Annotated in this window: 10 protein-coding genes; 6 read left to right on the forward strand and 4 right to left on the reverse strand. The window is 34.8% G+C overall.

What is annotated here, in order from left to right; all coding sequences use genetic code 11:
* Positions 1-22: 22 nt before the first annotated feature.
* Positions 23-1,288, reverse strand: a complete 1,266-nt coding sequence (locus FLP_RS11385) for an OmpA family protein (RefSeq protein WP_065449633.1) — start codon at positions 1,286-1,288, stop codon at positions 23-25.
* Positions 1,289-1,508: 220 nt separating this feature from the next.
* Positions 1,509-3,038: a choice-of-anchor I family protein gene (locus tag FLP_RS11390; RefSeq protein WP_065449634.1), complete on the reverse strand. Its 1,530-nt coding sequence runs from the start codon at positions 3,036-3,038 to the stop codon at positions 1,509-1,511.
* Between the two features lie 186 nt (positions 3,039-3,224).
* Here FLP_RS11390 and FLP_RS11395 point away from each other — a divergent pair, with 186 nt between their 5' ends.
* The gene (locus FLP_RS11395) at positions 3,225-4,265 is read left to right on the forward strand and encodes an agmatine deiminase family protein (RefSeq protein WP_065449635.1); all 1,041 of its coding nucleotides are present in this window, start codon (positions 3,225-3,227) and stop codon (positions 4,263-4,265) included.
* 411 nt (positions 4,266-4,676) lie between these two features.
* On the opposite strand, the gene fahA is transcribed toward FLP_RS11395, so the two are convergent.
* On the reverse strand, positions 4,677-5,960 hold the full coding sequence (gene fahA, locus FLP_RS11400; protein ID WP_065449636.1) for a fumarylacetoacetase: 1,284 nt from the start codon (positions 5,958-5,960) through the stop codon (positions 4,677-4,679).
* 108 nt (positions 5,961-6,068) lie between these two features.
* Here fahA and glyA point away from each other — a divergent pair, with 108 nt between their 5' ends.
* The 4 genes from glyA to FLP_RS11420 all read left to right on the forward strand — a co-directional run bounded on the left by glyA (position 6,069) and on the right by FLP_RS11420 (position 9,969).
* Positions 6,069-7,343: a serine hydroxymethyltransferase gene (gene glyA, locus FLP_RS11405; RefSeq protein WP_065449637.1), complete on the forward strand. Its 1,275-nt coding sequence runs from the start codon at positions 6,069-6,071 to the stop codon at positions 7,341-7,343.
* Between the two features lie 166 nt (positions 7,344-7,509).
* A complete protein-coding gene (locus FLP_RS11410) occupies positions 7,510-8,103 on the forward strand; it encodes a MiaE family protein (RefSeq protein WP_065449638.1) in 594 nt (197 codons plus the stop codon).
* Positions 8,104-8,408: 305 nt separating this feature from the next.
* A complete protein-coding gene (locus FLP_RS11415) occupies positions 8,409-9,449 on the forward strand; it encodes a GMP reductase (RefSeq protein ID WP_065449639.1) in 1,041 nt (346 codons plus the stop codon).
* A gap of 22 nt (positions 9,450-9,471) precedes the next feature.
* Positions 9,472-9,969, forward strand: coding sequence for a GNAT family N-acetyltransferase (locus FLP_RS11420; protein WP_083195848.1), 498 nt, complete (start codon positions 9,472-9,474; stop codon positions 9,967-9,969).
* A 186-nt stretch (positions 9,970-10,155) separates the two neighbouring features.
* Here the strand turns inward: FLP_RS11420 and FLP_RS11425 are convergent, their stop codons facing one another.
* A complete protein-coding gene (locus FLP_RS11425) occupies positions 10,156-10,734 on the reverse strand; it encodes a pentapeptide repeat-containing protein (RefSeq protein ID WP_065449640.1) in 579 nt (192 codons plus the stop codon).
* A gap of 330 nt (positions 10,735-11,064) precedes the next feature.
* Here FLP_RS11425 and aspA point away from each other — a divergent pair, with 330 nt between their 5' ends.
* Entirely contained in the window at positions 11,065-12,474 is a 1,410-nt protein-coding gene (gene aspA / locus FLP_RS11430) for an aspartate ammonia-lyase (RefSeq protein ID WP_065449641.1), read from the forward strand.
* Positions 12,475-12,551: the final 77 nt, after the last annotated feature.

Raw genomic sequence — 12,551 nt, forward strand, 5'->3', positions numbered from 1 at the left:
TTTTAGAAAATATATAATAAGATTATTTTACTTTAAAAGTAACTCTTCTTACGATTTGACGAGCTTCTTTAGAATCTTTGTTCACAGAAGTATCTTCACCGTTAGCAATTACATTTAATCTTGAAGCATCAATTCCAGCGTTTTCAGCTACTTTTTTCACAGCTTCAGCTCTTTTTCTTGATAATTCAGTGTTGTAGCTTGAACTTCCAATTTCGTCAGCATATCCTACGATATCAGCAGATTTTCCTGGATTGTTTTTCAAGTATTTTACTAAGAAGTCAACACCAGATAAAGAAGCATTTGTTGGTTTAGATGAGTTAAAGTCAAAATAAACATTAACATATCCTCCGTTGATCAATTCTTCAACAGTATTGTTTGTTGCAGTTTGACTACCTTGTCTAACATAAGTTTTATCTAAGTAGCTTTCTAATTCATCCGGAACACCATTTTGGTTGGTATCAATAGATTGTCCTTTAGTATTTACAGCAACTCCAGAAACAGTATTAGGTTCTAAATCGTATAAATCAGCAACACCATCTTTATCAGTATCAATAAGACCAGTTTCGATAGTTGTTACTCTGTTTTCTAATTGGTTTAATCTTTCATTTTCTTCAGAATACCAGTCAGCATGTTTTTCGTTTTTACCTAAGTAGAAAGTCAAACCAACAGAAGCGTTTAATAACACACCATCTAATGAACCTGTAGTTGGAACTCCATGACCATCAAAGTTATGATTTTGTCTTCCGTTAACAATACCAGTAAGGTCTCCTGTTAAAGCGATTCTGTTACTTAGTCTCACTTGACCTGTTAATCCCATGATTCCATGCCCCATGTAATCTTTTCCGTCAAAACCGTCATCATTGCTTAATTGAGAAACACCAAAACCACCATGTGCTAATAAACCAAAAGTGTTTGTCCAGGTTTCAAAGTTTAAAGCTCTACCAAGGTTAATTACCCCTTGTAAACTTGCTCTGTAATACTTGCTGTCGAATTCCGGCGTGTTGTCGCGCTCTTGAAATTGGTCGTACCCAACATCCAGTTTCAAACCAAATTTAGGATTAAACATATATCTTACACCTAAATCTGCGTGAAACGGACTAGCAGTTTCTGTAGAATAACCAGGAGTTATTGCTCTAAGAGGTTTGTTTAAACCACCATTTAACTCTATAGACCATCTATTGTATGCAGGTTTTTCAATTGTAGGTTGAGCTGACGTCGTTGCCATATTTTGTGCACCCGCAGCAAATGTTAGTAGTAAAAGTGATACTGAAGCTAATTTCTTTTTCATGATATCCAAATTTTAATTTAATTGTGATTATTACGAGTTTTTCGTTTTAAACTCAGGACAAAATTATACTACGAGTTTCAGAATGTGTTCTATTTGGTCTTACATAATTCCCACCTTTTGGGTTTTATTTATGTAAATCCGTTAAAAGAATCAGAATTTTGAACAAAAAAAGGGAGCTAAATTTATATTTAGCTCCCTTCTCTAATTGTAAATGTGAAAGTTATTTTAAATCTGGCTGGTAGATTTTTATTGTTCCATCTCCCTCACTACTAACAACTAACAAACTTCTTTTTGTTGGACTTTTAGAAGCAGGAATGAATAATATTCCTTCTGGAGCATCTCCGGTTTTTACAGTTTGTAAATATTGAGGCGATGCAGGATTTGTTACATCATAAGTCATAAAAACATCTGATCTTTCTAAGCCAACAAACAGAATATTCTGACTTCCCATCTTAACAGCTACTACAGCTTCAGGTTCTGAGCCTTTATCATCGCTGCGTTTGTTGTCATAAGTTCCAAAATCATTTGATTTTTTATCAAGGTCATTTTTACTATCGTAAACAATTTTTCCGGTATTTCCGTTCCAGATCGAGAAAGAACGTGCTCCAAAAGCGACCATTTCGTCAAGATCGCCGTCACCATCAGTGTCCCCCATGTCGGTAATTAAATTTAATCTTCCTAAATTGGTTTCTAATTTTAAAGTTGCAGCATCAGGAAAAACAGTTGCATCAAGCTTCATGTCTTTCATTCTTTTAATGTCACTATATGCAGTATATTCTCTGGCGTCGCCTTCGTTTGCTGTAACAAAATAAGGAACATTATTGGCAGAAAAATGACTAATTGCGTCTGGCATGAACATACCTTTTACTTTCCATGGACTAAAAACGGCTGTTTCATTTTTGTCACTTACAGCAATAGCATTTTCGGCAGTATTAAAGTCTTTAAAACCTAAAGGATAAATAGCTGTAATGGTTTTAGATGTCAAATCTACTTTTGCCACACCATTATTTTCCTGTAATGTTACCCAGGCAGTTTTAGAATCATCAGAAATCGTTACATATTCAGGTTCGATATCCTGAGCGAAGCTTTTAGCGAATTTAGAAACTCTAAAACCTTCTTTTTGTAAAGCAGCAGACTGGCTGGCAAAAGAAGCGAAATCTAAAGTTGTAACCGCATAATTATTAGCGACTTCAATAATAGAGATAGTTCCGTTAGGATCTTGTAAATAATCGGTGCTTGGTTCCCCTTCATTAGCGGTCATAATATATTTTCCGTCAGGCGAAAAAGTAATCATATCAGGCAATGCGCCAACAGTAATTTGTTTGATTAAGCTATAATCAGTAGTATTAAAAACAACCACTTTACCATTTCCTTGTTTATTTACGGTTGATTCTAACGCAACGGCTAATTTCCCATCAAATACTGCCACACTATTAGAAGCGCCTTCATAAGGAGTTAGATCTATTTTACCAATTTTAGTTGGTTTTGTAGGATCCGTTAAATCAATTACATCGATTTGGTTTGTTCCGCTATTGTTTACAGTAAAAAGTTTTTTTGTTTTTTCATCGAAAGCTGTAATCTCTGCTGCACCTTCGCCGCCAATAGTTACAGAACCAATTTCTTTAAAGGTTCCCGGGTTTTCATTTACAACAACTTCAGGTTCTGGTTTGCTTGAATTCTCATCATCATTATTATTACAGCTTACCATTATAGATAAAGCGGCTAATAACGTAATACTTAGTTTCTTCATTTTTGTGTTTTTTAGTTTTGCCAAATGTAATTAGCAGATTTTGGTCATATATTAAGGCTGTATTAATTAATCTTTAACTTAAATTTTATCAGATAATTAATCTAAAACCAATATCATTTTGTCTCGACTATTTTATAATCCTTCCGAATGCTTATCTTTGTATACTTTCAAAATTAGAACCTCTTTATGTCAACAAATAATAGAAGATTTCCAGCAGAATGGGAAAAACAACAAGGAATTGTATTATGTTTTCCGCATAATGGTAACGACTGGCCAGGAAAATACGAAGCTGTTCAATGGGCTTTTGTAGAATTTATAAAAAAAGTAGCCACTTTTGAAACTGTTTTTTTGGTCGTAGCCGATGAAAAACTAAAAGAAAAAGTAGCCGAAATGTTAGAAAGAGCACGCGTAAATAGTGCGAATGTATCTTTCATAATTCATAAAACAAACCGAAGCTGGATGCGTGATTCCGGACCAATTGTAGTAAAAAATGGTTCGAAAAGGGAAGCGTTGAATTTCAATTTTAATGGTTGGGCAAAATATAAAAACTATCAGTTAGATAAATTCGTTCCTTCTAAAATTGCTGATTTTATAGATGTTCCCTTGACACAAGTTGTTTATAAAGGAAAACCGGTAATTGTAGAAGGCGGTGCAATAGATGTAAACGGAAGAGGAACTTTACTAACTTCTGAAGAATGTTTGATGCATCCATCAATTCAGGTTCGAAATAAAAATTTTACCAAAGAAGATTACGAAGCTGTTTTTAAGGAATATCTGGGAGTTACAAACGTAATTTGGCTTGGAGACGGAATAGAAGGAGACGACACACACGGACACATCGACGATTTATGCCGATTTGTAAATGAAGATACGATTGTAACAATTGTTGAAACGGATAAAAATGATGCTAATTATAAGCCATTACAAGATAATTTGAAACGTTTGCAAAATGCAAAATTAGAAGACGGAAAATCGCCTACAATCGTAGCATTACCAATGCCAAAACGTGTAGACTTTGAAGATTTAAGATTACCGGCAAGTTATGCTAATTTCTTAATCCTGAATAATTGTGTTTTGGTTCCTACTTTTAATGATAGTAATGATCGTGTAGCTTTGAATATTTTATCAGAATGTTTCCCTGACAGAGAAGTAATAGGAATAAGCTGTATTGATTTTATCTGGGGATTCGGGACTTTGCATTGTTTGAGCCAGCAGATTCCGGCTTAGGTTTAGCCACGAAGACACAAAGGCAATAAGTTTTTTTGTGTTTTATGTATAATTTAATCTCGCAATCCTGATAGCTATCGGGAGCAGAGTAGCAAAGATTTTATTTCTAAGTTTTTTGCATAGCCCCTAGCTTCAGCTAGGGGAAAACGATTTGAATATAAATAAGGCTTTAGCCAAACTAGATTAGTTTGGTTAAAGCCTTTTTGTTTGCGTTAACTATTTCCATCCAGCTAAAGCGGGACGCTATTTAATCTTATTTTTTAAATAAAATTTTGAATCTCGCAATCCCGATAGCTATCGGGATTGCGAGATTCAAACATAAAAGTATTTGCTCAAAATAAAGCATAAAAAAACCTTGGCGACAACCAAGGTTTTATATTTTTATATCTCTTCAGATAATTTATCTGCTCTTCATGGTCTGATAAAGGGCGGTAACAATTGGCTGGCTACCTCTCCAAAACCAAGTCTCACTTCAGCATTTTCGCAAAAACCTCTAATAATAACAGTATCGTTATCTTCGATAAACTTACGTTCACTGCCATCTTTTAATTTCAATGGATTTTGTCCACCCCAGGTTAATTCTAACATAGAACCAAAACTATCCGGAGTTGGACCAGAAATTGTTCCTGAACCCATCATATCGCCAGAATTTACACGACAACCATTAGAAGTATGGTGTGCTAATTGCTGTGCCATTGACCAGTATAGATATTTAAAATTTGATTGAGAAACTAGAGTTTCTTCTTGATTTTCAGGTTGTATAGAAACTTCTAAATGAATATCAAAAGCTTTTTTTCCTTTAGTCTGTAAATAAGGTAATGGTGAAGGATCTTGTTTTGGGCCTTTAGTTCTAAAAGGCTCCAAAGCATCCATAGTTACAATCCACGGAGAAATTGATGTTGCAAAGTTTTTGGCTAAGAATGGTCCTAGCGGCACATATTCCCATTTTTGGATATCGCGCGCACTCCAGTCATTTAGTAAAACCATACCAAAAATATAATCTTCGGCTTCATAAGTTGGGATATTTTCTCCCATTATGTTTACGTCAGTCGTAATAAACGCTGTTTCCAGTTCAAAATCTACCAAACGAGACGGTCCAAAAACAGGATATTTCTCGCCGGCCGGTAAAGTTTGTCCCATTGGTCGGTGCACCGGAATTCCGGACGGAACAATAGTCGAACTTCTACCATGATATCCTACAGGTATATGTAACCAGTTTGGTAATAAAGCATTTTCAGGATCGCGGAACATTTTTCCTACGTTTGTAGCGTGTTCTTTACTGGAGTAAAAATCAGTATAATCACCTATTAATACAGGTAATTGCATCTCGACATCATCGATTTTAAAAATAACAATATCGCGATCTTTTGTTGAATCTCGTAGCTGTGAATTGGTTTCGTCGAAAATATCGGCAATGCGATTTCGAACCAGACGCCATGTTTTTTTTCCGTCAGAAATAAAATCATTAAGCGTGTCCTGCATGAACATATCATCAGTTAAATCTATTCCTGAAAAATAGTTTAATTGTTGTAGAGCCCCTAAATCTATAGCGTAGTCGCCAATTCGTGTTCCTACTGTAACGACATTTTCTTTAGTAAGAAATACACCGAAAGGAATATTTTGAATAGGGAAGTCGCTATTTTCTGGCACTTCTAACCATGATTTTCTTTTGGTATCGTTAGCGGTTATTGGCATGTGAATGTTAATTATTTGTTGAAAAATTCTATGTCAAATATATCATAATCTAGCAGTTTGACAAACGTTTTTTTGTATTTTTGCAGGAAATTAACGAAAAACGAAAAAATGCAACGCGACGAACAAATTTTTGACCTTATACTAGAGGAACAAGACAGACAAATTCACGGATTAGAACTTATCGCTTCAGAGAATTTTGTAAGTGATGAGGTAATGGAAGCAGCTGGTTCTGTTTTAACTAACAAATATGCCGAAGGATATCCTGGCAAAAGATACTACGGAGGTTGCGAAGTAGTTGACGTTATTGAGCAAATTGCAATAGACAGAGCTAAAGAATTATTTGGTGCTGAGTATGCAAACGTTCAGCCTCACTCAGGATCTCAGGCCAATACAGCAGTTTACCATGCTTGTTTAAATCCTGGTGATACTATATTAGGTTTCGACTTATCTCATGGTGGTCACCTGACTCACGGTTCTCCTGTAAACTTTTCAGGTCGTTTATACCGTCCCGTTTTTTACGGAGTAGATGCTGAAACAGGTCGTTTAGATTATGATAAAATTCAGGAAATTGCAACTAAAGAGCAACCAAAATTAATCATCGCCGGAGCATCAGCTTATTCTCGTGATATGGATTTTGAGCGTTTTAGAGTAATTGCTGATAGCGTTGGAGCTATTTTGTTTGCTGATATTTCACACCCTGCAGGTCTTATTGCAAAAGGATTAATGAATGATCCAATTCCTCACTGTCATATTGTTTCTACAACAACTCACAAAACTTTACGTGGACCACGTGGAGGTTTGATCTTAATGGGGAAAGATTTTGAAAACCCTCAAGGTTTGAAAACTCCAAAAGGAGAAATCAGAATGATGTCTTCATTATTAGATCTTGCTGTTTTTCCAGGAAATCAAGGTGGACCTTTAATGCATATTATCGCTGCTAAAGCGGTTGCTTTTGGTGAAGCATTAAAAGATGAATTCTTTACTTATGCTATGCAATTGCAAAAAAATGCAAACGCTATGGCTGATGCTTTTGTAAAAAGAGGATACCAAATTATTTCTGGCGGAACTGATAACCACATGATGCTTATTGACTTAAGAAATAAAAATATTTCTGGTAAAGAAGCGGAGAATGCATTAGTAAAAGCAGAAATCACTGTAAATAAAAATATGGTTCCATTTGATGATAAATCACCATTTGTAACTTCAGGTATACGTGTAGGAACAGCAGCAATCACAACTCGTGGTTTAGTTGAAGAAGATATGGAAACTATCGTAGCTTTAATCGACAGAGTACTTGCTGATCACACAAACGAAGCAGTTATCGAGGAAGTAGCTGGCGAAGTAAACGAAATGATGAGCGAAAGACCGATTTTCGTATATTAATAATAAAATTTGAAACTTAATTGTTTCAAGTTTCAGGTTTCAAGTTTAAAGTTTTGTGAAGCGCAAAAAACGCAAAGCAAAACTTTAAACTTTTTTCGTTCCTAAAAGAACCTAATACTTAGAACTTGAAACCTGAAACAAAATAAAACCTGAAACAAAAAAGATCATGGGTGTATTAAGATTACAATTGCCAACAGACCCAAGATGGGTAAATATTGTAGAAAAAAATATTGAAGAAATCCTGACAGATCACGCCTGGTGCGAGCAAAAAGCAGCAACAAACGCGATTACCATTATTACCAATAACTCTGAGCATCAGGATTTGGTCAAAGATTTATTGGCTTTAGCCAAAGAAGAAATCGATCATTTTGAGCAGGTTCACAATATTATTATCAAAAGAGGATTAAAGTTAGGACGCGAGCGTAAAGACGATTATGTAAACGAATTGTATTTATATATGAAAAAAAGCGGTGACGGAAGCCGTGTTTCAGGTCTTGTAGAAAGATTATTATTTTCAGCCATGATCGAAGCCAGAAGCTGCGAACGTTTTAAAGTTTTATCCGAAAATATTCAGGACGAAGAATTAGCCATTTTCTACAGAGAATTAATGGAAAGCGAAGCCGGACATTACACTACCTTCATCACATACGCCAGAAAATACGGAGTGGGAATTGACGTTGAAAAACGCTGGAGAGAATGGCTAGCCTACGAAGAATCTATTATTTCAAATTACGGAAAAGGGGAGACGATTCACGGGTGATTTTTTTAGTATTCAGTCTCGGTTTTCAGTCTCAGTCTAAAACTGATTACTGTGACCGCGATTGAAAACTGAAGTAATTTGTCACGTTGAGCGAAGTCAAAAAAATTTCCAATTAAAAAGTTTTTGCGGATCTCTGTGCAATCTCAGTGAATCTCCGCGAAATAAAAAAATCCGTATAAATCCGCGTTTTCGCGATAGCGAATCCGTGTCATCCGTGTGCCAAATTAACCACAAAGTTTAGCAATCTAAAATCTGCAATCAACAATCTAAAATTGTATATTTGAGAGTAACCAAAACTTAAAGCCATGAGAATAGAAAATGATCTGAAATTAGGATTTAAAGATGTAATGATTCGCCCAAAAAGATCAACACTCAAAAGCAGATCGGAAGTTTCTTTAGAACGAAATTTTAAATTTTTGCATTCTACCACAAACTGGACAGGAATTCCTATTATGGCGGCAAATATGGATACCGTTGGTACTTTTGAAATGGCAGAAGTTCTTGCTAAAGAAAAGCTTTTCACAGCAATTCATAAACATTATTCACCAGAGGAATGGAAAACTTTTTTATCAAAAGTTAATCCGGATTTCTACGATTATATTGCTATTAGTACCGGAACCGGCAAAGATGATTTTGCCAAAATTGGTCAAATTATTACCGAAAATCCGTTACTAAAATTCATTTGCATTGATGTTGCAAATGGCTATTCAGAGCATTTTGTGCAGTTTTTAAAACAAACCCGGAAACAATATCCGGACAAAGTTATTATTGCCGGAAATGTTGTGACAGGCGAAATGGTCGAAGAATTATTATTGGCTGGAGCCGATATTGTAAAAGTGGGCATTGGACCAGGTTCTGTTTGTACCACACGTGTAAAAACAGGAGTAGGGTACCCACAACTTTCAGCCATTATAGAATGTGCCGATGCCGCTCACGGTTTAGGCGGGCATATTATAAGTGATGGTGGATGCAGTACTCCGGGCGATGTTGCCAAAGCTTTTGGCGCAGGTTCAGATTTTGTAATGTTAGGCGGAATGCTGGCTGGTCATACTGAAAGTGGAGGTGAGCTGATCGAAATCAAAGGCGAAAAATTCAAACAATTTTACGGAATGAGTTCAACAACCGCAATGGACAAACACGTTGGAGGAGTTGCAGAATACAGGGCCAGCGAAGGTAAAACCGTTAAAGTTCCTTTTAGAGGAAATGTTATTCATACCGTATTAGATATTCTGGGTGGTTTACGCAGCACTTGTACCTATGTGGGCGCTTCAAGATTGAAAGAGCTAACAAAACGAACGACTTTCATCCGCGTAAGCGAACAGGAAAATCAGGTTTTTACTAAATAATAAAAGCATTTTAAATAACAGTATGATTACGATTACAGCAGCAACAATAAACGATATTAAGCAAATTCAGAATATAGTAAATATTACATGGCCCATAACTTATGGTGAAATCCTCTCAAAAGAACAGCTGGATTATATGTTGACGCTATTTTATTCTACTGAAGCTCTAAGTGACCAATACGATAAAAAAGTACAGTTGTTTTATATGATTGATGAAGATGATACTAATATTGGGTTTATCGGAATTGAACATCATTATAAGGGAAAAGCGATAACTAAAATTCATAAAATCTATCTTTTGCCGGAAACCCAGGGAAAAGGAATTGGAAAAAAAGTGATTGACGAAATTGGAAAGTTAGCTTTAGAAAATAATTCAAAAGCACTTTTACTAAACGTAAACCGATTTAATACAGCTTTAGGATTCTACAAAAAAATAGGTTTTGAAGTTATTGAGGAAGTGAATATTGAGATCGGAAATGATTATTTGATGGAGGATTATGTGATGGAGAAGAAGCTGTAATTTTTAGCATTTTTGTCATTTCGAGGAACGAGAAATCCTCGCAAGTAGCTCCGTTCCTAATAGTCAATCTTTGTAGAGTTTCTTACGAGGATTTCTCGTTCCTCGAAATGACAAACTAGGATTAAAATGCTTGTCTAGTGTTGTAAATTAATTTTCACAAACTAATTCGTGAAATCCGTGTTTGTTTTAACTCACCACAACATCATGCTTAAACAACAACCCTTTTACTTCTTTCAAAGCAAAAACAGCTTTCTTTAGTTTGGTTTTTGATGGATCAATAGTATAATTATAGCTGGTTTTAAAATCAGCTTTGTTGGCGATGGCTTTGTCGAATTCTGAACGGTATAAGTCACAATTGTCAAAAAGAACGCTCGTAAGATCTGTAGCCATAAAATCGACGGCAATTAAACTACAATTGTTAAACGTTGTTCCTTTGATCTTTAAGGTATAAAACTTCGAAAAATCCAGTATGCAATCATAAAAATGAACTTCGAAAATAAGTTTGTCGCACATGGCAAAATTAACTTCTTTAATTTCGCATCTATTAAAAGTGGCTGTTCTAAAAGAGACATAGTTAATCTTTGCTTCGCTAAAAATGCAATCATTAAAAACACAATCAATAAAAGTAACGGCTAAGAAAGTACAGGCCGAAAAATTACAATTATTGAAAACACAGCATTCAAAATCCTTGAAGTTGACATCATCTCTACCATAAATAATAGTGTCGTATTCTTTATCAAGAAAATATTCAGATTCTTTTTTCAATGTTATTTTTAATATTATTTGAGAGCGAAAAGATAATAATTACGTTGCATTAATTGATGAGGAAATATCATTAATTTTATAATTCAAAAAATATTGTTTTTCTTTAATATTTTAAACAGAAGTACTTGATTTTTGTGGAATAGGCGACGTTTTTTTAATGCTGATTTTTTATGAATATGATATTTTTAAGGCGTTAAAATGATAAGTGTTTAATTTTAAGGCTTTATTTTTGTAAAAATTTATTAATATTTAATTTAAAATGTTTTATTATAATACTATTTTGCTGTAGCTTTACACTGTTTTTAAGTTAAAACGTAACACTTATATTATATGGGATCAACAAGAAAAGAACATGATTTTTTAGGAGAATTAGACATTCCTAATCATTTATATTATGGTATCCAAACCTTCAGAGCTGTAGAAAATTTTAATATTACAGGAATTCCAATTTCAAAAGAACCTTTATTTATCAAAGCGCTGGGTTATGTAAAAAAAGCAGCTGCTTTAGCCAATAAAGATTGTGGAGCTCTTGATCCTAAAATTGCCGAAGCAATTTGTTACGGAAGCGATCAGGTTATTGCCGGTAAATTCGATCAGGAATTTGTAAGCGATTTGATTCAGGGTGGAGCAGGAACTTCAGTAAATATGAATGCGAATGAAGTAATCGCCAATATTGGTCTGGAATATTTAGGTCATAAAAAAGGAGATTATAATTTCTTGCATCCAAATAATCATGTCAACTGTTCTCAATCTACAAATGATGCTTATCCATCGGCGTTTAGAATTGCGCTTTACATGAAAATGGAAAGTTTTATTAAAACATTAGAAGGCTTAGAAGTTGCTTTTGCTGCAAAAGGAGAAGAATTTAAAAGTGTTCTTAAAATGGGAAGAACCCAATTGCAAGATGCTGTTCCGATGACTTTAGGACAAGAGTTTAGATCATATGCGACTACAATAGGCGAAGATGTTCGAAGATTAAAAGAAGCTCAGAGTTTGGTTTTAGAAATCAATATGGGAGCAACTGCAATTGGTACAAGAGTAAACGCACCAGAAGGATATCCTGAAATTTGTGTAAATTATTTGGCCAAAGAAGTTGGAATTCCTTTGACGCTTTCTCCGGATTTAATTGAAGCTACGGTTGATACAGGAGCTTACGTTCAGATTATGGGAACATTAAAAAGAACAGCGGTAAAAATTTCTAAAATCTGTAACGATTTAAGATTATTGAGTTCAGGACCAAGAACAGGTTTCAACGAAATCAATTTGCCGGCACGTCAGCCAGGATCTTCAATTATGCCAGGAAAAGTAAATCCGGTAATTCCGGAAGTCGTAAATCAGACTTGTTTTTATGTAATTGGTCAGGATTTAACGGTTACTATGGCGGCTGAAGCAGGACAATTACAATTGAACGTAATGGAGCCGGTAATTGCTTTTGCGATGTTTACCTCTTTAGATTACTTATCAAATGCAATTCAGACTTTAATTGATAAATGTATCGTTGGAATTACTGCAAATGAAGCTCATTGCTATAATCTGGTAATGAATAGTATTGGAATTGTAACACAATTAAACCCAATTTTAGGTTACGAAGTAAGTGCCAGTATTGCTGGTGAAGCTTTAAAAATGAACAAAAGCGTTCATGAAATTGTTGTGGTCGAAAGAAAACTAATCACGCAGGAAAAATGGGATGAAATTTATTCACTAGACAACCTGATCAATCCAAAGTTTATAACAAAATAAGAAAAAAGAGATATCAGTTTAGAAAGCCGTCAAATTTATTGACGGCTTTTTTTATGTTTTAAAATTGAGTTTTTTGT

The organism is Flavobacterium piscis, assembly GCF_001686925.1.
Lineage (GTDB): Bacteria > Bacteroidota > Bacteroidia > Flavobacteriales > Flavobacteriaceae > Flavobacterium > Flavobacterium piscis.

Excerpts from the sequence above, each read along its gene's own strand:
- aspA (WP_065449641.1), top strand. The coding sequence starts at position 11,065 with ATGGGATCAACAAGAAAAGAACATGATTTTTTAGGAGAATTAGACATT.
- FLP_RS11410 (WP_065449638.1), top strand. The coding sequence starts at position 7,510 with ATGGGTGTATTAAGATTACAATTGCCAACAGACCCAAGATGGGTAAAT.
- FLP_RS11390 (WP_065449634.1), bottom strand. The coding sequence starts at position 3,038 with ATGAAGAAACTAAGTATTACGTTATTAGCCGCTTTATCTATAATGGTA.
- FLP_RS11395 (WP_065449635.1), top strand. The coding sequence starts at position 3,225 with ATGTCAACAAATAATAGAAGATTTCCAGCAGAATGGGAAAAACAACAA.
- FLP_RS11385 (WP_065449633.1), bottom strand. The coding sequence starts at position 1,288 with ATGAAAAAGAAATTAGCTTCAGTATCACTTTTACTACTAACATTTGCT.
- FLP_RS11420 (WP_083195848.1), top strand. The coding sequence starts at position 9,472 with ATGATTACGATTACAGCAGCAACAATAAACGATATTAAGCAAATTCAG.
- FLP_RS11415 (WP_065449639.1), top strand. The coding sequence starts at position 8,409 with ATGAGAATAGAAAATGATCTGAAATTAGGATTTAAAGATGTAATGATT.
- fahA (WP_065449636.1), bottom strand. The coding sequence starts at position 5,960 with ATGCCAATAACCGCTAACGATACCAAAAGAAAATCATGGTTAGAAGTG.
- glyA (WP_065449637.1), top strand. The coding sequence starts at position 6,069 with ATGCAACGCGACGAACAAATTTTTGACCTTATACTAGAGGAACAAGAC.